Source organism: Clostridioides sp. ES-S-0054-01, assembly GCA_021561035.1.
Classification (GTDB): Bacteria; Bacillota; Clostridia; order Peptostreptococcales; family Peptostreptococcaceae; genus Clostridioides.
In genome coordinates this window covers 2,603,785-2,626,778 of record CP067346.1, presented here as the reverse complement: position 1 = coordinate 2,626,778, position 22,994 = coordinate 2,603,785, and the positions used below count along the sequence as shown (strand labels likewise).

The window sequence follows — 22,994 nt, the reverse complement described above, 5'->3', positions numbered from 1 at the left end:
TAATATTTATATTGGAGAGGATAAAATGGAAAACTTAGTTAGAGATTTTGAAGAGAATTCAAAAAGGAAAAAAATAAAATTAAATATTAAACCGTATATGTATATATTGCCATTAGGAATAATTTTGGTGTCATTTTATGTGCTACCAATAATAATGTCAATATACTTTAGTTTTACAAAGTATAATATTATTAGCCCAGCTACCTTTATAGGTTTAGAAAACTATAAAAAATTATTTACAGATGAAATATTAAAAGTATCCATTATGAATACTATTAAATTTACTGTTGTTGTAGTACCTTGCCAAACTATCTTATCATTGATTTTGGCAGTTTGGATTACAGGAAAAGGAAGTAGCAAAATAGCTTCATTTGCTAAAGGTGCTATATTTATACCAGTATTATCATCTATGGTTTTGATAGGTATGGTATGGAGGGCTTTATTGAATGGGGAAGGTTCCATTATATATCAGATATTGGGTACTTTTGGAATAGAGTCATCTAAACTTTTAGGAGATAGTAAGACAGCATTACCTACGCTTATGTTTATATCCATGTGGAAAAATATAGGATATTTTATGGTAATTTATATTTCAGCTATAATGAATTTACCAAAGCACTGTTATGAAGTGGCTAAGGTTGACGGAGCTACAAAATTTCAAGAATTTATAAAAATAACTGTACCTTTATTGAAACCAACTACAATAATGGTTGTATTTTTAGGTTCGATATGGTCATTACAAGTATTTGACTTAGTTTATACTGTGACAGGTGGAGGTCCAGGTATATCTACTATGAGTATAGTTATGCATGCATTTAACTTAAACTTTAAAAACTTTAATTCTGGATATGCAATGACTGTAGCAAACGTATTGTTTTTGTTAATAGCAGTAGTTTCGATTTTACAAAACAAGCTTGTAAAACGAGACAATTCAGATTTTTAGAAAGGTAGGTATAATATGAAAACAACAAGAAGATTATTGAGTGATGGTTTACTTTTATTTATAGCATGTGCAAGTTTAGTACCTTTTATATACATGTTGATAATATCATTAAAGATAACATACAACTCATATAGTTTGGATATATCTTTTTCAACAGTAACTCTTCAAAACTATATAGATATCTTTACTAAAAAAGGATTTGCACAATATTTTTTAAATACAGCGATAGTATCTTTTTCAGGTGTATTATTAAATTTAGTATTTAGTACATTAGCAGGATATTCTTTTGCGAAGATGGATTTTAAAGGTAGTGATAAGTTATTCTTATTTATGATAATGACTTTAATTATACCATCTCAAGTTACAATGATACCACTTTATATAATAATGAAGCACTTAGGATGGATAAATAGTTATCTTGCACTTATTATGCCAATACCAACTGCATTTGGTGTATTTATAATGAGGCAAGCTATTTTAGGAGTACCAAAAGAGCTATTAGAATCAGCAAAAATAGATGGTTGTTCAGATTTTAGGATTTTAATACAAATAGTATTACCTCTAATTAAGCCGGCATTAATTACACTAGCAATATTTACTTTTATGGGAGCTTGGAATGAGTTTATGTGGCCTCTTATAGCAACAACTAAAGATGCAATGAGAACATTAACAGTTGGATTATCTACTCTTAAAACATTCCAGATAACTAATTATGGACAAATGATGGCAGGAGCGACAATAACATTTTTACCTCCATTTATTTTCTATTTGATTTTACAGAGTAAATTTGTTGAAGGAGTGTCTTTATCTGGTATAAAAGGTTAAATAGTCCGATTTTAAAATATAGAATAAAATTGTATAAATATGGAGGAATTTAAACTATGGAAATTTCATATGTGCTGAAAGATTGCACATTCAAACACAATAAATATTCTGTTATAGAATCTGAAACTTGGGAAGCTAAGGATTTAGATATTGTAGTAGCTAAAGGTGAAAAATTTGCATTTCAAATTATGCTAAAAGCAACAGAAGAATTTAATTGTACAATTGATAAAAGCAATGCTATATCATGGAAAGGTCTGGGAAATAGAGTAAGATTAGCATTAAATGTGTCTAATAGCTTAGAAAATAATTTTAGTATAAATATATTAGGATATGTTCAAGATGACACAAAAGCATTTGTAAATGATGCTATTTTAAGGGACAAAGATATATTAGTAGAGCAATATTTACCTCAAACATTTTGGATTGAAGGTAAAGTACCAGAAGATTTTGAAAAAAATAACTTTAATATAGGTATTGATATATTTAAAAGCTTTGGATATGAAGATGAAGAAAAAGTTTGTACAATTGATGTTCCTGTAGAGGTAAAAAATGTTGTATTAAAGCCTTTGGATGAAAGTAAATTCTTTTTAGATTTATGGCAACATCCAAGTTGTTTAGCTAGAATGTATAAAGTTGAGTTATGGTCTGATATTCATTTTGAAATAATCGATAACTATTTAAAAGAACTGGCTTATTTAGGAGAAAAAGTTGCAACAGTTATAGTTTCAGATTATCCATGGGCAGGACAAAGTTGTTATAAAGTTTATAAAAATCCATCCAACTTATATGAATATAACATGGTAAGTGTATCAAAAGGTTTAGATGGAAAGATTAAATGTAACTTTGATAGTATGGATAAGTATATAAGTATAGCTGATAAGTATAAAATGGCTCAGGAGATAGATTTATTTGGTCTATTAGGTAATTGGTGTGCTGGTGAGTTTGGAAACCCTGTAGAAGGCTATAAGGACCCTATAAGAGTAAGATATTTTGATGAAAGTGATAAAGTATTTAAATTTATAAATAATACAAATGATTTAAAAGAATATATAGGATTAGTGTTAAATCATTTAATAGAATGTGGATTATGGGATAGAGTAAGGATTATAGCTGATGAGCCAAATAATCCAGAAGTAGTCAAAGAGTGTATAGAATTTATAAATTCTACTGTAAGCACTCATCGAGTTAAATATAAATCAGCAACTCACGACCAAAATTTTTTAGATAGAGCTAAAGATGAAATTGATGATATGTCAATAAATTTAAAACTTACTATCCAAAATTATAAAGATATAGAAAATCTAAAGAAAAAAATCAACGACAAAGGTGGAATATTGACTTGGTTTGTATGCTGTTTTCCAGAGAAACCAAATAGTTTTATAAGTTCCCCTTTTGTAGAAAATAGAATAATAGGATGGTATACTTATTATTTTGGTCTTGATGGATTTTTAAGATGGGACTATAATTTATGGACAGAAGACCCTTGGAAAGATTCAAGTTACAAATTCCCTATTTGGAAAGCTGGAGATATGTTTTTTGTTTATCCTGGAAAAGATTTAAAGCCAGTTAGAAGTGTTAGAATGGAGAATTTAAGATTTGGGATACAGGATTTTGAGCTATTTACCATGTTAGAAAAAGAAAAGGGAAGAGAGTATATAGAAGTTGAGATTATGCAAGAATTATTAAATAAAAAAGAAAATGCTGAGATTAAAGGTTTTGGAGATATAGAACTAGGATACTCACTAGATAATTGTGCATATGATAAAGTTAAAAAATATGTATTAGAGTTGTTAGATAGATTATAAAAAAACATAAGGGTGCCTCAAAATGAACTTTTTAGTTCATGAGGCACTCTTTTTGTATGAAATAAAATATATTTTCATTATTTCAATAATGAAAAATAGGCTTATCCCTATTCTGAGACACCCTTTTGTTTTTTTAGTTGTATTTAATGTTTTAAAACAATTATAAACACTATAAAGTTTATAAATGACAATAATTATATATAACATGATGTACTTTAATTTGTTATAATAGGGATTAAGTAATATTATATGGAAGACAATATTGTTGGGAGGAGAGTAAGATAAAAAGAATAGGTATTATTATAATGTTTTTTTTAAGTATAGCTTTTATTGGATTTTATCTTGTAATAAGAGGAAACAGCGATACAATTAAGATGCAACGAGGGATAAATATAGGTAATGCACTAGAATCACCTAAGGATTTTACCTGGGATGTAAAAATGTCAAATAAGTTTTTTGATGATATAAAAGATGCAGGTTTTGACACAGTACGTATACCAGTAAGGTTTTCTGATTATACGTCAGATTCTAATGATTTTAAAATTGACGAAGAATTTTTTAAAAAGATTGATGAATATGTAAATTATGCATTGGATAAAGACTTAATAGTTGTGTTGGATTTACATCATTTTGAGGAAATTATGAAAGAACCAGGAGTTCATAAAGAAGAGTTTTTAAAAATATGGCAACAGATAGCTAATAGGTATCAAAAATATGATAAAAAACTGGTATTTGAATTATTAAATGAACCTAAAGAAAATCTATCTTCACAGTTACTAAATGAATACCTTGAAGAAGCAATAAATATAATTAGAAAAACTAATCCTAAAAGAACACTTATAGTGGGACCATATAATTTCTATCAAATTGATTATTTAAATGAATTAAATATTCCTAAAGATTCTAATATAATAGTTTCTTTTCACTATTATGAACCAAATGATTTTGCATTTCAAGGAAATATCTATCATAAGGGATTTGAGCACTTGAGTAATATTACTTGGGAAGGAACAAATGAACAAATGGATTATTTAAAGAAAAGGTTTGATACTGTGGAAAAATGGGCAAATAAAAATAAAGTAAAAGTCTTTTTGGGTGAATTTGGAATAACAAAAGAGGCACCAGAAGCTTCAAGAAAAGCTTGGATAAAAGCTGTAAGAGAAGAAGCTGAAAAACGAAACTTTTCATGGGCTTATTGGGAACTTGCTTCTGGATTTGGGATATACAATCAAATTGAAGGTACTTGGGATAGAGATATATTAAACGCATTAATAGAAAAGAGGTGATTTTATGAAGAAAAATTCAAAAAAGATACTTATAATTTTAACTATTATTACGAATATCATATATATTTTTTGGAGGATTTTTTATACAGTACCTAAAGAAGAAGGTATGTTTGCCTTAATATGTGCTATAATACTGCTTTTTGTAGAGATAATAGGCATGATGGAAATGTTTGTACATTATTATGGTATGTCAAATATTGAGTATCCTGAAAAACCAATTATAAGTGAAGAGCTTTATCCACATGTAGATGTATTTATTGCAACATATAATGAATCTGTTGATTTGGTGAGAAAAACCATAAATGGATGTATACATATGCAATATCCAGATAAGAAAAAGGTACATATATACGTATGTGATGATGGAAATCGTGAAGAAATGCGTATTCTAGCAGAAAAAATGGGTGTAAATTATATAACTAGAACAGAAAGAGAAGGAGCAAAAGCTGGAAATTTGAATAATGCAATGCAACATACAAACTCCCCTTTGATTGCTACATTTGATGCAGATATGATACCAATGCATGATTTTTTGATTGCTACAGTACCATACTTTTTGAAAAATGAGCAGGCTAAGAAAGATGGAGAAAAAGAGGAGTATGAAAAGGTTGGTTTTGTACAAACCCCACAGAGCTTTTATAATCCAGATTTGTTTCAATTTAATCTGCACTCTGAGGGTAGAATTCCAAATGAGCAAGATTATTTTTACAGAGATATTCAATTGGCTAGAAATAGGACAAATTCTGTAATTTATGGTGGTAGTAATACAGTTATTTCAAGGGAAGCTCTGGAAGAAGTTGATGGATTTTACACTTATTCTATTACGGAAGATTTTGCAACAGGTATCTTAATTCAAAGTAAGGGGTATAGATGCTATGCTATTCCAGAAGTACATGCATCAGGTTTATCTCCTACTGATTTAAAAAGTCTTATTAAGCAACGTGAAAGATGGGCACGTGGATGCATACAAACTGGTAGACGTCTAAATATTTTGTTTAGGAGAGGTTTAGGATTTTGGCAGAAAATAAGTTATATTTCTTCAATTACTTATTGGTATGCAAGTATAAAACGCTTTGTATATATAATGGCACCTATTTTGTTTTCTGTGTTTAATGTGATTGTAGTAAAATGTACATTACTTCAAGTATTGGTGTTTTGGTTACCAATGTATATTTTAAGTAGTTTATCTCTTAAAATATTTTCTCAAAATATAAGAAATACTAGATGGAGCAATATATATGAAACTATAATGTTTCAGTCTTTGATGCCAGCAGTAATACTTGAAACGTTCGCAATATCCAAAAATAAATTTTCAGTAACAAATAAGAATAAATTAGAAGAAAGTAAAATGTATAAATTTTTACAGGGAATACCTTATTTTATTTATATAGTGTTATCTATAATAGGAATTTTAAAAATGTTTATAGCAATATTTGAAATGAGTTCAATGACATATTCAGTTGTACTATTTTGGTTAATTGGAAACTTTTTCAATCTTGTTATGGCTACATTATTTATATCAGGAAGACAACAGTTAAGAAAGTCTGAGCGTTATATTGCTGAAATTGATTTTAAGTTAAAGAAAAATTCTTATGTTCTTTCTTCAAAAACAATTGATATATCAGAAAGTGGATTTGCATTTTTGTTGGAAAATCCAGAATATATTTCTCCAGATGAGGAATTTGAGGTAGAGTTTAGAGAAAAATCAGGAAATGAAATGTATATAGCTAATATGAAGGCAAAGATTGTTAATGTTGTTGAAGTGGATTCAAAATGGAAATATGCAGCTTATATTACACATATTGAAGATAGTGAAATAGATAACTGGATGTGTATTGTTCATGATAGAATACCTACTTTACCAATGACAATATCTAATCAACTAGGTTTCTTTGATGATTTGCAAATTAATGTAAAAAAACGTATCGAGAAAACTAGAACATTATCACGAAGAAGTCCAAGAATCAATATGAATTTTCAGATGGATATAAAAAATATAGGTAAATTAAGAATAGTAAATTTTAATTATCAATATGTATTATTAAATTTTGAAAATATAAATACTTATCCTAAAGAAATAGAATTAGAAATTAATGATAATATTGCCCTAGAATGTAATTTATGTGAGGGTAAAACTAATGAAAGAGGTATTTTATATAAAGTGAATAACATTGATAGTGTAATGCAAAATTTCTTTTTAAGAGATGAGATGATGGATTGGATATTACAAAATAAGACAATTATTATTTCAAAACCTAGTAAAAAGAAAGAAAAAAGTACAGATGAGTTTGAACCCATGGAATATATTTAGGAGAGATGAAATGAAAACTTTAAAAGTATTTTTTTGTTCTTTAAAATATTTTATTTTGGTGTTTATTTTTTTTATAAATGCTACTTTTGTAAGTTTAGCAATAAGTAACAAAAATTTAGATTTATATTTTAAAAAGATAGAGAATAATTTAAGTTCTAAAATTACGCATGAAGATAAAGGTATAAAAATAGAAACAGATAGTTCTAAAGATGATGAAGAACGTTATTTATATGTTTACCAAAATATAAAAGAAAATTGGAGTATGTACCATAATTTTTATATTGAGATTCAAAATAAAAATAAAAGCTCTCAACGAATAAATTTAAGTATACAAAGTAAAAGTATGACTGAATTTAGGTTAAAAGAAGGTAGTGAAGTTTTTCTTGAAGATAAAAATATAATCTATTTAGATAAAATAAAAGATGGATGTATAGAAGTACCAGGAGAATTTGAAGGAAAAATTTATGTGAATTTTAATAGTTTTATAAATGATAAAAATAATATGTTATTAGATTTTAATAGACTTTCAGATATTGTTAGTTGGGGGATTACATTTATTCCATCTAATGAAGAACATAATATTGTTATTATAAGAAAGTTATCCTTATTGTCTCAAGAGCAATTAGAATCTTTACATAATACTAAAATAACTGGTGATGAAGAAGTACAAATACCTGTATTGGGTCAGAGCATAAGTCAGTACAAAGTATTAGGGATTGAAAATAATTCAGATGTCAAGTATTCACTTATGGAAAAACAAGATAATATAACTATATCTCAAAAAGGTAAATTAACATTAAACAGTAAAGCCAAACCTGGACAAATTATTTTACAAGTTAATGTTGGTGATAAGTTTAAAATTGGAAAGAAAATAACATTGACTCAATCTTGGAGTATTAATAAAAAGGATAAGGATGGTGTTCCATATACATTAGTATCTCCTGAGCAATCACCGACAGTACAAGACATGAAAGAAATAAATTTTATGAATAATATTATAACACTTATTCGAATTTTATTTATGTCTTTAGTAGCAATGTTTTTAGGAATATACTTATATTGGAAAAAAAAATCAAAGACTAAGTAAAGAGAGGAGGTTATATTTTGTTATTTTCAAGCTTAATTTTTTTATTTTATTTTTTACCAATAACTTTGGTATTATATTATGTATTTAGGTTTAATCGAACGATACAGAATATGATATTACTTGTTGTTAGTTTATTTTTTTATGCTTGGGGAGAACCAAAGTTTGTTGTTATTATGATAGCTTCTATAATAATGAATTATATATTTGGTTTACTAGTAGATAGATATAGAGAAAGTAAAATAAAAGTAAAAATTTTTTTGTTTTTAATGTGTGCATATAATATAGGAGTTTTATTTATATTTAAATACCTAGCTTTTGCACTAAGAAATATTAGCGAACTTATTAGTACTGAATTGACTATACCTAATATTGTTCTACCTATAGGAATTTCATTCTTTACATTTCAAGGAATGTCTTATGTTATAGATGTATATCGTAGACATGGAGAAGTTCAAAAGAATCCTTTTTATGTGGGACTATATATAGCCTTTTTCCCACAATTAATAGCAGGTCCTATAGTTAGATATGAAAGTGTGGCAGAGCAAATTCTTAATAGAAAAGAAACGTGGGATAAATTTTCTATTGGAACTTGTAGGTTTATAACAGGTCTAGGCAAAAAAGTATTAATTTCAAATAACATGGCTATAGTAGCAGATTATATTTATACTATGAATAGTCAAGGAGAAATAGCTGTATCGCTTGCGTGGCTTGGTTCTATAGCTTATACTCTGCAAATATTCTTTGATTTCTCTGCTTATTCAGATATGGCTATAGGATTAGGTCTTATGTTTGGTTTTAAATTTGAAGAAAACTTTAATTATCCATATATATCAAAATCAATCACTGAGTTTTGGAGAAGATGGCATATTTCTTTGGGAATGTGGTTTAAGAGCTATATATACTTTCCACTTGGAGGTTCTAGAGTAGCAAATAAAGATATTATGATTAGAAACATGTTTATAGTATGGTTATTTACTGGAATATGGCATGGAGCAGAATGGACATTTGTAATTTGGGGAATTTTAAATTTTGTTTTCTTAATTATAGAGCGTTTTATAATGTTTGAAAAGATTGAAAATCACAATTTTATAAAACATATTTATACTTTATTAGCAGTTAATTTTGGATGGGTATTATTTAGAGCCCCCAATTTAAAAGAAGCACATAATTATTTTAAAGCTATGTTTGGAGGAAATGGAATTATATGGAGTGATTATACATATATGTTTTTAAAAGAATACTGGATTTTCTTTATGTTTGCATTTATTTTTAGTATACCTATTGCGAAGAAAATCAATAAATTTGTTGTTGAACAAGCTAGATGTAGTATGATATTTAATGTATTTTATCCAATCTCAGCTATTTTATTGTTCTTTATTTCTGTGACATATTTAGTAACTGGAAGCTATAATCCATTTATTTATTTTAATTTTTAATGGAGGAGGAAAAGTATGAGTAGATTTTTCAAAATAAGATTAATAACTGCAATTATGTTCTTAATTGTTTTATTCGCTTTCTCTATCTTTAATATTTGGTATTCTGGAAAAGATATGATACAGGAAATAAAAAATTCAGTTTCTGAGAGAAGTAGTTTAAAAGAGACAATATCATCTATTGATAATACCGTAAATGATAAAGTAATATATAAAAATACATTTATTGAAACTTATGGATATTTACAAAAACTAATGGGTAAAAATGAATTTTCAAAGTTTAGCGTTGTAAAGGATACTTCTGGTAAGATGCATTATACGTATTTTGCTAAATCTCCAAATCAAGTTGGTGTACTAGCAGATAGGGTAAGAAAATTTTCTGAGGAAATGGAGAAACAAAACACGAAATTAGTTTACTTAATGACTCCAGATAAGTACATAAAAGGAGTGACAAAATTTCCAAAAGGCATACCGTATTCTTATAGTAATGAGACAGCAGACAATTTTTTAAATCAACTAAAAAAGTACAATGTTGACTATATTGATTTTAGGGAAAATATTTTAAAAAGTGGTATTCCAAAAGATGATTTATTTTTTAAAACAGACCATCACTGGAAAGTAGAAACTTCTTTTTGGGCTTTTGGAGAGTTAGTTGAGCAACTCAATAAAAAATACAGTATGAATTTAGATGAAAATCATTATTATAGAGATAAGGAAAATTATAATTCAATTCTATACCCTAAGTCATTTCTTGGTTCTATGGGAAGGAAGACTGGTATTTTATATGGCGGGATAGATGATTTTACATTAATTTATCCTAAATTTAAGACCAATTATACATATTATACAGATTCTAAATCACAGAAATTTGAATTAAAAGGAAGATTTGAAGAGAGTTTGATATTATCATATCCTTTTAATGCAGACCTTAATTTAATGAATGCTCAATCAGACAAGTATTTTACATATTTATTGGGAAATAGACCATTAGTTAAAATAAAAAATACAGAAAATCCAGAAGGATTAAAAGTGCTATTTGTTAAAGACTCTTTAATCGTACCAACAGCAGCATTCTTTTCCTCTGTTTGTTCAAATATAGATATGATAGACCCTAGATATTATGATGGAGATATATTAGAATATGCAAAGTCTCAAGACTACGACTTTGTTTTTATATCTGTATATCCTCAGAATCTTGTAAAAGAATTTTTTCCATTTTGTGAATAAATGTGTCAATAAATTTTCTAATAAAATAAAAAATAAATGGCTAACTGATTAAAAATTAGCCATTTATTTTTATACTTATTTTAAGAAATATTTTTCTTGTTAAACACTTCTTTATCGACTTTTCCAAGTGATTTTCCTACAGTGATTGACGATATCATAGCACCATTAACATTTATCATTGTACGTCCCATATCTAGTATAGGGTCTATTGCAAGTATACCACCAACTAATGGGAAATAAGAGCCAAGACCCACTCCAGATATAACAACTGAAACTGCCATTGTAGCAGTTCCTGGAAGCCCTGCTATTCCAAAAGAACTAATTGTTATAACTATTAACAACATAACATAAAAGCTCATATCCATGTTTACACCAGCCATATTAGCAAGTGTTACAGCCATTAAAGCGGGATATATACCTGCACAACCATTCATACCCATATTTGCACCTAAACTTGCTGTAAAGCTTGATACACCCTCATCAACTCCGTGATTTTGTACTAGACTTTCTATAGTCACAGGCAATGTTCCTAAACTAGAACGAGAAGTAAATGCTAGAAGTAGAGCTTCAATTGAATTTTTTATATAATTAATGGGATTTAAACCATTTAAAGTTATAAAAATTAAATGTATAACAAACAATATTGCAACTGATATATAAAGAGCCAATATAAAATGTAAAACAGATACTATTGAGTTAATACCTTGTGAAGTTATTGTGTTTGCAAGTAGAGCAACAACAGCATAGGGCATAAATTTAATAACAGTCATAGATACACTTACAATTATTTTATAAGATGCTTCTATAAAATCTATAAATGGTTTTATTGTTTCAAAATGTTTTTTACTTAATCTCTTTATTGATGTAGCTATAAATGTAGCAAATATTATTGTAGCTACAATATTTCCATTTGCCATAGCCATTACAGGATTAGATGGTAGTAATCCTCTTAAAGTATCGACAAGAGAATTTATTTCTTTAAGCTCTTGATTTACTTCTAAAGTAGGAAGATTGACTCCTACACCTAACTTCATTATATTTGCAACGACAATTCCAACAATTGCAGCTATAGCAGTAGTAGTAAGAAGCATACCTAAAGACTTAAATGTCAGAGTTTTAAGATTGTTATCTTTCATATTAATAATTACTTTTATGATAGATAAGAAAACTAAAGGTACTACTAACATTTTTAATAAGTCCATAAATCCAGAGCCAAATAGGCTATACCATTTACTTACTTCTTGTAGCCAAGTGACTTGAGTTGTATCATTAGGAAAACCAGCAAAAGCTTGAATTATAATTCCTAATATAAGTCCTAGTATTGTAGCATATATTGTTCTCAATGAAAATTTAATTTTTTTCTTTTCAAATTGTCTAACAATAAAGAATGTACCTAGAAGCAAGATTATGAAAAAAATTGTTTTAAAATCTGTAATCATAAGAAATTGTGATAAGAATGAACTTTCCAATATTTTTTCTCCTTTATCTAAAAATAAATTTTTCTAAGCTTAAATAATATCAATATATTAAAAAAATGTCAATATTATATCATAATTTACTGAAATAGGATAAATTAATTTAATTTACAGAAATGTGATTAAATACAGAAAAATAGGGTATAATATATGGTCAAAGAATTTAATTTAGGGTAAGAAAAGATAAAACAGCTTTTATAAAATTTGATTTCAAATAAAAAAATGTTAAAAAAATAACTTTGATTTATTATAAAGATGTGTACATAGAATATATATCAAATGAAAAGCTCAAAATAAGTAAAGAAATTAATTAGACATCAAAGGAGAGATAAAATGAGAGTAATAATAATTGGTGGTGTTGCAGCTGGTATGAGTGCTGCAGCAAAATTAAAAAGAATAAAACCTGAGTATGAAGTGGTTGTTTATGAAAAAACAGAGATAGTATCTTTTGGTGCCTGTGGATTACCATACTTTGTTGGAGGATTTTTTGATGATGCTAATGACTTATTAGCAAGAACACCTGAAAAACTTAGAGAGTCTGGGATTGATTTAAATATATTTAGAGAGGTTATTGAGGTTGATAGTGAATCTAAGAAAATAAAAGTAAAAAATATAAAAACAGGTGAAATATATGAAGATTACTATGATAAATTGATGATAGCAACAGGAGCAAGAAGTATTATGCCTCCTATAAAAAATTTAGAATTGAAGAATGTTTCCACATTAAAAAGTTTATATGATGGGGAATATTTAAAAAAACTTTTAAGCAATGAAGAAAATAAAAGAGTGACAATAATAGGTGCTGGTTTTATAGGATTAGAAGCAGTTGAGGCATGTAAGAAATTAGGTAAAGATGTACATGTAATTCAGTTGGAAGATAGAATATTACCACAAGTATTTGATAAGGAAATTACAGATGTATTAGAAGAAGAAATAAATAGACATAATGTTAAACTGCACTTGGATGAAATGGTTGTAGAACTGTATGGAGAAGATAAAGTACAAAAAGTTATAACAAATAAAGGCGAAATAGATACAGATGTAGTAATAATTGCTACTGGTGTAAGACCTAATACAGAGTTTTTGTTAAATACTAATATAAAAATGCTAAAAAATGGGGCTATAGTGGTTGATGAGTATGGAAGAACTTCTGTAGAGGATATATACTCTGCTGGAGATTGTGCAACTATAAAAAATATAGTAAGTAATGAAAATGTATATGTGCCTTTAGCTACTGGAGCTAATAAATTGGGTAGGATAGTAGGAGAAAACCTAGCAGGAAGAGAAGTTTCTTATCAAGGTTCACTATCTTCAAGTTGTATAAAGATTATGGATATGGAAGCTGCTTCAACTGGAATTACAGAAAGACAAGCTAAAGATTTAGGCATAAATGTCAAATCTAAATTTATTTCTGACTATAATCAAACTCATTATTACCCAGGAAGAAATAAAATATATGTAAAGCTTATTTATGATGCAGATACAAAAGTTATTTTAGGTGGACAAGTGGCAGGTTTTAAGGATGCTGTACAAAGAGCAAATGTATTGGCAGCTGCTATCTTTGGAAAAATGACTACAAAGCAACTTGGAATGTTAGATTTGTGTTATGCTCCACCATTTGCAAGAACATGGGATGTTTTAAATGTAGCTGGAAATGTATCTAAATAATAGTATTTAGATTATAGTTAATATAGTTGCAAGCAATTAAAGGAATGAATTTGCCTAAAATATTTTTATCAAGGTAAAATTCATTCCTAAATTTTTATTCTAAATTTTTGATAATAAAGATTACATTAAATTATTCATCAAAATTTAAATGTAGACTTAATCTATCTTCTCCAAGAATGGTCTTTTCAAAAACATTAGTAGCATTTTCTAAATACATACTAGGTGTATCTAGAGAAGGGCTAAAATGTGTCAGTAAAAGTTGTTTAACATTTCCTAGATTTGCAAGATTCGCAGCTTCTCTAAAAGTCATATGTTTGTTTCTAACAGCTTTTGATATATCTAAATCATCACCATACATGGCTTCACATATAAATAAATCACTATCTTTTATAAAGTCTGGTATTGATTCTATAGGTCTTGTATCGGTTGTAAGACTTATCTTAACTCCCTTTCTCGATTCTCCTAAGACCATATCTGAAGTGTATTTTTTTGAATCTAAAACTATACTTTGACCTTCTTGGAGCTTATTCCATAACATTTTAGGAACTTCATTTTTAGTTGCTTTATCTATATCAAATTTAGGGTTTCTTTTAAAATTAAAACTGTATCCTAAACACTCTATGGAGTGTTCTAAATTGATTGTTGAAATTTCTAAATTTCTTAAAAATTTATTATCTAAAGAAAAATTGCCTTGAGGATTTTCTATAATTTTTAAAGTATATGGTATATATTCTACTAAATTTCTCATAGAACGAATACAATCGACTATTCCAACTGGGCCAATTATAGTTAAATCACTTGTACGACCGCTATTTCCAATCGTTGATAAAAGTCCTAAAAGTCCAAATATATGGTCACCATGTAAATGGGTTATACAAATTAAGTCTATATCTTTAAAGCCACATTTTTTTAGCTTCATAGATACCTGAGTACCTTCTCCACAGTCAATTAGTATTTTTCTACCTTTATAGTTTATAAATACAGAGGATAGAAATCTGTTTGGCGTAGGTACATTTCCACCACATCCAAGTAAAGTTAAATCTATCATTTTTTCCCCTTTCTAAAATTAACACAAGTCTGCTGTTTGTTTTTATTATGATATCCTATTATAATTATTTTAACATTAAATATAACAATAAATGTGTATTTGAGTCAAGAAATATTATCAAATAGAGTTTTTATATAACAAGGTGATTTAAAAGTACCTCAATGGACTTTTAAAAGAGACCAGTTGAAAAGATTTTAAAATAATAATTTTATATAATAAAAGAAAAATATAGATGTGAAAAAATGTAATTAGATTAAAACTAATTGGATATGGACAAAATTAAATTGATAGATAAATATTAAAAATTACACTAATCAATCTTACTATAGTTTAATATTTATCTAAAAAGTTTTATGTAAAATATAAATTTTATCTTAAAGCTAAAACTAATTTGAGGAGGCTAATTTATATTGAAGATTAGAAGGTATTTAATTTTGGTAATTATAATTCTAATTACAACAAGTCAGAGTTTTATTTCTTATGGACTAGAGCGATTTGAAGAAATAACTATTTTTCACACTAATGATATACATGGAAGATATGCTGAAGGTGATGACCATATACAAATAGGAAATCTAGCCACATTGAAAAAAGAAACTCCAAACTCAATTTTAGTAGATGCAGGAGACTGTTTGCATGGACTTTCAATAGTAAATATGGATAGAGGGAAAAGTGCAATTGAATTAATTAAGTGTGCTGGATATGACTATATTACTCCTGGAAATCATGACTTTAATTATGGAAAAGATAGACTGTTTGAGTTATCTAAAAGTGCTAATTTAGGAGAGAATACTTTAAAATTTTTGTCATCAAATATTTTTGAAAATGGAAAAAAAGTTTTTGATAGTAATGATATAAAAGAAATAGATGGAATAAAAATAGGATTTTTTGGACTCTCAACCCAGGAAACAAAGAGCAAAACTAGATTTAAAAATGTGGAAGGGTTAGAGTTTAAAAATCCTATAGAAAGTGCAACAGAACAAGTAAATGAATTAAAAGGAAAAGGTGCCAATGTAATAGTTGCAATATGTCATATTGGTACAAACAGTTTAAGTAAGCCGAATAGTATAGACATAGCAAATGAGGTTCAAGGAATTGATTTGATTATTGATGGGCACAGCCACACTAAGTTTGAAAATGGTAAACAGGTGGGTGATACATTGATTGTAAGTACTGGACAATATTTAGAGAACATTGGTGAGGTAAAATTAACTTTGGATACTAATGATATAGAAAATATAAAAATAGAAAATAAATCAGCTAGATTAATCGGAAAAGAAGAAGCATTAAGATATAAGCTTGACTTTGATGTAAGTAAAAAGGTTGATAAAATAAAAGAACAACAAGAAAAAATATTAGATAAAGTTATAGGTGTAACTACAAATACTCTGGATGGTTCATATGAAAATGTAAGGATAAAAGAAACTAATTTAGGTAATTTAATAAGTGACATTTTACTAGATAAAACTAATGCTGATATTTCTTTATTTAATGGAGGGAATATTCGAGATACGATAGAAAAAGGCAATATAACAAGAAGAGATATTGTAGATGTATTTCCTTTTAGCAATACTATAGTTACCAAAGAGCTTACAGGAGCACAGATTAAAGATGTGTTGGAGCATGGAGTAAAACTTTATCCAGAAAAAAGTTCAGCCTTTTTACAAGTAGGAGGAATTTCATATTACTTTAATCCTAAACAAAAAGAAGGTGAAAGAATAACAGGTATTCAAAAAGAAGGAAAGCCATTAGATTTAAATAAAAAGTATGTAGTTGCAACGAATGATTATATAGCCTCAGGTGGAGATGAATTTCCTTGTTTTTCAAAAGAGCCAGTACTAAAGGAGTTTGGAAATTTAGAGAGTGCAGTCATTGAATATATAGAGTACAAAAAAGAAATATCAAAAATTGTAGATGGAAGAATTGGTATTAAATCTAAAGATGAGTTAATAAGCAAGAATCATGAGAGTGATTTGATATTAAGTGAAAATGAAAAAAGTATCAATGATAATGAAGAGAATCTATCTAATAATATAAAAAGCTCTGATAGTGATAAAAATAAAAGCTTAGATAAAACAAGTGCTAGAGAAAGTTCTAATCTAGGAATATCTAAAAGAGAAGCTAAAGAAAAATCTCCTAAAACAGGAGATTTAGGTTTTTCAAATAGTATAATTATATTTATAGTTTCAAGTACATTAATATGTTTATTGAATTTTAATCAAAAAGAGTTAAAGGATAAAAAATCAAAATAAAAATTAATGAGCAAAAGTTAGTAGATAGTAATTTAATTTTAGATAATAGTAAACAGCAAAGGAAATTGGTTATATAAATATTAATTTCCTTTGTTTTTATGCTTTAACATGATTACTTTTAAATAAAATTGTATGTTATGAAAAATAATTACACTAAATGGTATAGTATTATGGCTATTTTTAGTTTTTATTCAAGTAAATGAAATCATATTAACAACTTCTGATATATTTACAAATTGATAAAAAAATGATTTTACTAGTATGATATAATTTATCTAGTATGTATGATAATGGAGGATATAGGGATGAATAATATACTACTTTTGGAAGATGACAAATCTTTAAATAGAGGAATTAGTTTTAAATTAAAAAAAGAAGGATACAATGTTTTTAGTGCATTTGGTATAGAAGAAGCAAAAAATATTTTCGCAAAAGAAGAGATATGCTTAATTATTTCCGATATAGGTCTACCTGATGGTAGTGGTTTTGACTTTTGTGAGGAGATTAGAAAGAAAAGTGATGTTTACATAATAATGTTGACAGCTCTTGATGAAGAGGTGGATATTGTCACAGGATATGATTTAGGTGCAGATGATTATATCACAAAGCCTTTTAGCTTGATGGTATTAATATCAAAAGTGAATGCGCTTATGAAAAGAGTAAATACAGTAAAAAATTATACTCTATTAGTTTGTGATGATTTATTCTTTTATTATATAGAAAATAAATTAATTATAAGAACAGATGATAAGGAAGAAGAGATAATTTTAAGTAAGACAGAGACAAAACTATTAAAATATTTGATGGAAAATTCTATGCAGACATTGACTAAAGAACAACTGTTAGAATCTTTATGGGATAGTAGTGGTAATTTTGTAGATGATAATACGATTGCAGTAAATATAAGAAGACTTAGACAAAAGGTTGAAAAAAATCCATCTGAACCTAAATATATAAAAACAGTAAGAGGGGTTGGATATATGTGGGGAGAAAGGAGTATAAAAAAATGCTAAAAAATATGAACCTCAAAGATGGTTTAAGTGTGAAAGATGATTATATAATGAGAAGAGTTATTGTATATTCTGTTTTATCTGTACTAATAGTAACCCTTGTATTTATACTTTTTGAATATAGCAGATTACATAAATTGTATGAACATCAAATAAAAAATACTCAAAATATTGCTGGAATATTGATTGAAAAATATCCTAATGATGAAATAGATATAGTAAATTCTATTTATAATTCCGATTATAGTAAGGTGTCTACTGGAGAAAAGGCATTTAAGAAATTTGGCTATGGATTGGAAAATAAAATGTCAAATGATAAAAATTTTAGTTTATACTTAAAATCTTTTTTTAAGGAATCATTTTTTATTTTTTTAATGATGTTTATAGTAGTTATAGGTATAATATATTATTTTATAAGATACATAAATAAAAGATTGAGTAAAATTTATTTTATAGTAGATAAGATGGCACAAGAAAACTACTTGAAGGACACTACTGAGTCAGAAGAAACTGGTTATCTAGTAGAATATAATGAGTATTTTAAAGAAGGTACATTTAGTAAGATAAATAACTGTCTATATGAGCTTAATAGAAGTTTAAAGATAAAGTTTATTAAATTAGAAAAAGAAAAAGAAAGTGTAAAATCATTAGTAACAGATATTTCCCATCAATTAAAAACTCCTTTAGCATCCTTAAAATTATACAATACATTACTTATAGAAGAAAAATTAGAAGAAGATGAAGCCAACGAGTTCTTATTAACCAATAAGGCTTCTATAAATAAATTAGAAAATTTAATAAATTCTTTAGTGAACATATCAAGGTTAGAAATTAGCATGATAAACATAAAAAAAGAAGATAATGATATAAAAAATACTATTCTAAATGCAGTAAAAAGTGTTACCCCTAAGGCTAAGAGCAAAAGTATAACATTAAATTTAAATGAATTTAACAGTAGAATTATACCACATGATAAAAAGTGGACTGAGGAGAGTATTTTTAATGTATTAGATAATGCTGTAAAGTACACACAGGTAAATGGAGAAATAAATATATCTGTAGAAGAAACTGCTAATTTCTTTAAAATTATAATAGAGGATAATGGCATAGGGATTGAAAAAAATGAGTTTAATAATATATTTAAACGTTTTTATAGAGGTTCTGCTGATGAAATTGAATCTGTAGAAGGTAGTGGGGTAGGATTGTATTTAAGTAGAAAGATTTTAGAAGAACAAGGTGGAAATATTATAGTTTCTTCAAAAGTAGGGATAGGGAGCAAGTTTTCTTTGTTTCTTACAACTATGTAATATTAAATGAAAGGAAAATGTAAGCCTCTACATTTATTATATAAGTATAAACAGCTCCAGAAATAAAAAATTAATAAAATATGGGGTAATATAACTTAGAATGAGGGGATAATTTTATGAAAATACTATATACTGAAAATTTATCAAAGCATTATGGAAAAGGAGAAAACTTAGTAAGAGCTTTGGACAATGTTAACTTAGAAATAAATGAAGGTGAATTTGTTGCAATAATAGGAAAATCAGGTTCTGGAAAAAGTACACTTTTACATATGATTGGAGGTCTTGATATACCTACATCTGGGAAGGTGTATATAGATAATAAAAATATATTTACATTAAAAGAAGAAGAACTAGCTGTGTTTAGAAGAAGAAAAATAGGGTTTATATTTCAAAGCTATAATTTAATTCCATCTCTTAATGTATGGGAAAATGTAGTGTTGCCAATCGGTCTAGATGGTAGAGAAGTAGATGAATCTTTTATAAAAGAACTTTTGAAATCATTAGGACTTGAAAATAAACATGACGTTTTACCAAATACATTATCAGGTGGTCAACAACAAAGGGTGGCAATAGCAAGAGCATTAGCTACAAGACCAGCTATAATACTTGCTGATGAACCAACTGGAAACCTAGATTCTAAAACATCTGATGAGGTTATGAGTATATTAAAATCTATGTCTAAGAAGTACAGTCAAACTCTAGTTATGATAACTCATGATGACAGTATAGCCCAAATGGCTGATAGAGTTATATTCATAGAAGATGGCAGGGTGTCAAAGGTTGGTGATAAAAATGATTAATACTACTAAAATAGCAAAAAGTAATTTAAAACAAAATAAATCAAAAAGTATTCTAATAATAATCACTATAATACTTTCTACTTTAATGCTTTCTTCTATTGGAATTTATATTGTTGATGCAGGAGCATATCAAAAAGAAAATACTATAAAGTATTCAGGTAATTATCAAGGTATATTAGCAAATGTAGATGAAAAACAGGCTGATATATTGAGTAATCATGCAGATGTTGAATTAACTGGTGAAATGAATGGAGTAGGTGTTGAAAAACTGGAAGATGATTCAAATATTTCTCTAGCATACATGAATGAAGATGCTTTGAAATTAAATAGTTTTGAACTTATCAAAGGAAAATTGCCAACAAAAGAGAATGAAATTGTGTTAGATAGTGGAGCTTTAAAGGCACTTGGTTATAAAAATAAAGACTTAGGTGAAAAGATAAAAATATCTTATAATGACTATAAAAATGATAAAAAAATTGAAAAAGAGTTCGTTATAAGTGGAATCTTAAAAACTAGCGAAATATCTGAAGCAGGTAAATATTATTATGCTATTATATCAGAATTATATATGAGAAATACTAGAGATATGTCACAAGAAGATTTTAATATTTATGTAAAATTTAATGATAAAAGTAATTTATCAATAGAGCAAGCAAAAGAAAAATTAGATAAAATTGCTAATGATATAGGACTTGATACTATTAATACTGCTGTAAATGAAAATTATATAAATGCTTTAAAACCAGATATGGAAACGATTATGGGTGGAGGTTTTGTAGGATTAGTAATTGTATTATCTAGTATTTTAGTAATATACAATATATTTTATATTTCAATAGTTACAAAAGTTCAAGAATTTGGAAAACTTAGAGCAATTGGTGCAACTAAGAAACAAATAAAAAATATAGTGTTTAAGGAAGGGTTTATATTAGCCGGAATAGCAATACCAATAGGAATAATTTTAGGCTATGTACTTGCAAATATTATAATAAAATCATTTATGGATATAGATGTAAAATCATCACGATTACCAGTTATATTATCGGTTGTGGTAATAAGCTTTATATCTGTTGTTTTATCACTTTTAAAACCAATGAAAGTAGCATCAAAAGTATCCATTGTTGACGCAGTAAGATATACAGGAAATAAAATAAGTAATAAGAGTAAGAGAAAAGGATATAAAAATATAAATCTAAAGAGATTATCACATGCCAATTTAGAAAGAAATAAAAAACGTACTTACATGACATTGGCATCACTTATACTTAGTGGAACTATATTTATAACAGTATCAACTGCTTTAGAAAGTTTTGATGCTGAGAAGATGGCAAGAGAACACTTTCCTTATGATATAGAAGTTAGACTATCTGGCTATGAAATGGACAGTGATAAAAACCCTAAAAATAATTTAAATATTTTACAAATGGATAATCCTCTAAGTAAAGTTTTTTTTAATCAAATAAAGAACATGAAAGGAATTAAAAGAATAGAGTCTGCAAGAAGTGTAAAAATTGGTATGGAGGATTATGATGTTGAATTTAAGTATGACCTTTTACAAAGTATAAATGAAAATGATGTAAAATCATTAAATAAGAATCTAATAGATGGAAAAGTAAATCTTGAAAGACTGCAAACTGGAGATGAAATAGTAATTACTCATGTTGATACAGCAAAGGAAATGGGAGTAAAAGCAGGAGATAAAATAAGATTAACTTTATATGATGGAGATAAAAAGATAAAAAAAGAATTTAAAGTTCAAGCAATAGCTATGGGAGTTCCAAGTTTTGGCATAGGGAAAGATTTTATTGATAGAACTTTGAAATACGATTCAACTAGTAGCTTGGGAATATATACAGAAGAAGGAAAGTATCAAGAAATCAAAGATAGTATCAAGAAGATTGCTAAAAATAATGGATTTTTAGAGACCGATTTTATAGATAGTAGAATTGAGTCAAATAAGGCTACTATTTCATTTATAAAGATAATGGGATACACGCTAACAGGCATAATAGGTGTGATTGGATTTATGAATCTTGTCAACACAATGATAACTAGCATAGTTACTAGAAAAAAAGAGCTTGGCATGCTTCAAGCTATTGGTCTTACTAATAAACAACTAGTGAAAATGCTTAATTCAGAGTCAATGTATTACACTTCTGGAATGATGATAGGAAGTATTTTATTTGGAGGTATATTAGGGTATATTGCTGTTATACTTCTAAAAAAGACTGGATTATCTTATGCAACATATTCTTTGCCAATAGTACCAATCTTGTTGATGATTGTGTGTATTCTTATAGCTCAATTTATAACAATTTATTTGATAGGACGAAGTTTTAATAAAGAATCTCTTATTGATAGAGTAAGATACAGTGAATAAAATGCAAATATTTATGGTTAGTTTAACTAGAAAAAAGCATATAAAAAATATAGTTAAAGAGATTCATAATTAAATAGGTTAAAGTATAGTCACGGAGCAAACAATTTAAACTGATGTTTGCTCTGTATTTTATTATG

At 27.2% G+C, this 22,994-nt stretch carries 16 protein-coding genes; 14 read left to right on the top strand and 2 right to left on the bottom strand.

What is annotated here, in order from left to right; all coding sequences use genetic code 11:
- Nucleotides 1-25: 25 nt before the first annotated feature.
- The 8 genes from JJC02_12345 (at nt 26) to JJC02_12310 (ending at nt 10,917) form a co-directional block, all read left to right on the top strand.
- Nucleotides 26-943 (top strand): sugar ABC transporter permease, encoded by a 918-nt coding sequence (locus JJC02_12345; GenBank protein UDN53692.1) that lies wholly within the window; start codon nt 26-28, stop codon nt 941-943.
- A 15-nt stretch (nt 944-958) separates the two neighbouring features.
- On the top strand, nt 959-1,768 hold the full coding sequence (locus JJC02_12340) for a carbohydrate ABC transporter permease (protein ID UDN53691.1): 810 nt from the start codon (nt 959-961) through the stop codon (nt 1,766-1,768).
- Between the two features lie 56 nt (nt 1,769-1,824).
- Nucleotides 1,825-3,573 carry a DUF4091 domain-containing protein gene (locus JJC02_12335; GenBank protein UDN53690.1) on the top strand — a complete coding sequence of 583 codons (1,749 nt, stop codon included), beginning with the start codon at nt 1,825-1,827 and terminating at the stop codon, nt 3,571-3,573.
- Between the two features lie 305 nt (nt 3,574-3,878).
- Nucleotides 3,879-4,859 (top strand): glycoside hydrolase family 5 protein, encoded by a 981-nt coding sequence (locus tag JJC02_12330; GenBank protein UDN53689.1) that lies wholly within the window; start codon nt 3,879-3,881, stop codon nt 4,857-4,859.
- A gap of 4 nt (nt 4,860-4,863) precedes the next feature.
- A complete protein-coding gene (locus JJC02_12325) occupies nt 4,864-7,170 on the top strand; it encodes a glycosyltransferase (protein ID UDN53688.1) in 2,307 nt (768 codons plus the stop codon).
- Nucleotides 7,142-8,257, top strand: coding sequence for a hypothetical protein (locus JJC02_12320; GenBank protein ID UDN53687.1), 1,116 nt, complete (start codon nt 7,142-7,144; stop codon nt 8,255-8,257). The genes JJC02_12325 and JJC02_12320 overlap by 29 nt, the downstream gene beginning before the upstream one ends.
- A gap of 17 nt (nt 8,258-8,274) precedes the next feature.
- The gene (locus JJC02_12315) at nt 8,275-9,693 is read left to right on the top strand and encodes an MBOAT family protein (protein ID UDN53686.1); all 1,419 of its coding nucleotides are present in this window, start codon (nt 8,275-8,277) and stop codon (nt 9,691-9,693) included.
- 15 nt (nt 9,694-9,708) lie between these two features.
- Nucleotides 9,709-10,917, top strand: a complete 1,209-nt coding sequence (locus tag JJC02_12310) for a hypothetical protein (protein UDN53685.1) — start codon at nt 9,709-9,711, stop codon at nt 10,915-10,917.
- 80 nt (nt 10,918-10,997) lie between these two features.
- On the opposite strand, the gene JJC02_12305 is transcribed toward JJC02_12310, so the two are convergent.
- Nucleotides 10,998-12,386, bottom strand: a complete 1,389-nt coding sequence (locus tag JJC02_12305) for a cation:dicarboxylase symporter family transporter (protein ID UDN53684.1) — start codon at nt 12,384-12,386, stop codon at nt 10,998-11,000.
- A 339-nt stretch (nt 12,387-12,725) separates the two neighbouring features.
- On the opposite strand from JJC02_12305, the gene JJC02_12300 reads away from it, so the two are divergent.
- A complete protein-coding gene (locus JJC02_12300; protein UDN53683.1) occupies nt 12,726-14,060 on the top strand; it encodes a CoA-disulfide reductase in 1,335 nt (444 codons plus the stop codon).
- 130 nt (nt 14,061-14,190) lie between these two features.
- Here the strand turns inward: JJC02_12300 and JJC02_12295 are convergent, their stop codons facing one another.
- Entirely contained in the window at nt 14,191-15,108 is a 918-nt protein-coding gene (locus tag JJC02_12295) for a ribonuclease Z (GenBank protein ID UDN53682.1), read from the bottom strand.
- A 410-nt stretch (nt 15,109-15,518) separates the two neighbouring features.
- Between JJC02_12295 and JJC02_12290 the strand changes: the two genes are divergently transcribed.
- The 5 genes from JJC02_12290 (at nt 15,519) to JJC02_12270 (ending at nt 22,857) form a co-directional block, all read left to right on the top strand.
- The gene (locus tag JJC02_12290) at nt 15,519-17,360 is read left to right on the top strand and encodes a bifunctional metallophosphatase/5'-nucleotidase (GenBank protein ID UDN53681.1); all 1,842 of its coding nucleotides are present in this window, start codon (nt 15,519-15,521) and stop codon (nt 17,358-17,360) included.
- Nucleotides 17,361-17,665: 305 nt separating this feature from the next.
- A complete protein-coding gene (locus tag JJC02_12285; GenBank protein UDN53680.1) occupies nt 17,666-18,373 on the top strand; it encodes a response regulator transcription factor in 708 nt (235 codons plus the stop codon).
- On the top strand, nt 18,367-19,677 hold the full coding sequence (locus JJC02_12280; GenBank protein UDN53679.1) for a HAMP domain-containing histidine kinase: 1,311 nt from the start codon (nt 18,367-18,369) through the stop codon (nt 19,675-19,677). Before JJC02_12285 ends, JJC02_12280 begins: the two co-directional genes overlap by 7 nt.
- Before the next feature lie 116 nt (nt 19,678-19,793).
- Nucleotides 19,794-20,477: an ABC transporter ATP-binding protein gene (locus tag JJC02_12275; protein ID UDN53678.1), complete on the top strand. Its 684-nt coding sequence runs from the start codon at nt 19,794-19,796 to the stop codon at nt 20,475-20,477.
- Nucleotides 20,470-22,857 (top strand): FtsX-like permease family protein, encoded by a 2,388-nt coding sequence (locus tag JJC02_12270; protein UDN53677.1) that lies wholly within the window; start codon nt 20,470-20,472, stop codon nt 22,855-22,857. The genes JJC02_12275 and JJC02_12270 overlap by 8 nt, the downstream gene beginning before the upstream one ends.
- Nucleotides 22,858-22,994 lie beyond the last annotated feature (137 nt).

What these genes read in the sequence shown, in the direction of transcription:
- JJC02_12330 (UDN53689.1), top strand. Translation starts at nt 3,879, where the DNA reads ATGTTTTTTTTAAGTATAGCTTTTATTGGATTTTATCTTGTAATAAGA.
- JJC02_12280 (UDN53679.1), top strand. Translation starts at nt 18,367, where the DNA reads ATGCTAAAAAATATGAACCTCAAAGATGGTTTAAGTGTGAAAGATGAT.
- JJC02_12310 (UDN53685.1), top strand. Translation starts at nt 9,709, where the DNA reads ATGAGTAGATTTTTCAAAATAAGATTAATAACTGCAATTATGTTCTTA.
- JJC02_12270 (UDN53677.1), top strand. Translation starts at nt 20,470, where the DNA reads ATGATTAATACTACTAAAATAGCAAAAAGTAATTTAAAACAAAATAAA.
- JJC02_12340 (UDN53691.1), top strand. Translation starts at nt 959, where the DNA reads ATGAAAACAACAAGAAGATTATTGAGTGATGGTTTACTTTTATTTATA.
- JJC02_12300 (UDN53683.1), top strand. Translation starts at nt 12,726, where the DNA reads ATGAGAGTAATAATAATTGGTGGTGTTGCAGCTGGTATGAGTGCTGCA.
- JJC02_12325 (UDN53688.1), top strand. Translation starts at nt 4,864, where the DNA reads ATGAAGAAAAATTCAAAAAAGATACTTATAATTTTAACTATTATTACG.
- JJC02_12295 (UDN53682.1), bottom strand. Translation starts at nt 15,108, where the DNA reads ATGATAGATTTAACTTTACTTGGATGTGGTGGAAATGTACCTACGCCA.
- JJC02_12320 (UDN53687.1), top strand. Translation starts at nt 7,142, where the DNA reads ATGAGTTTGAACCCATGGAATATATTTAGGAGAGATGAAATGAAAACT.
- JJC02_12275 (UDN53678.1), top strand. Translation starts at nt 19,794, where the DNA reads ATGAAAATACTATATACTGAAAATTTATCAAAGCATTATGGAAAAGGA.
- JJC02_12285 (UDN53680.1), top strand. Translation starts at nt 17,666, where the DNA reads ATGAATAATATACTACTTTTGGAAGATGACAAATCTTTAAATAGAGGA.
- JJC02_12345 (UDN53692.1), top strand. Translation starts at nt 26, where the DNA reads ATGGAAAACTTAGTTAGAGATTTTGAAGAGAATTCAAAAAGGAAAAAA.
- JJC02_12335 (UDN53690.1), top strand. Translation starts at nt 1,825, where the DNA reads ATGGAAATTTCATATGTGCTGAAAGATTGCACATTCAAACACAATAAA.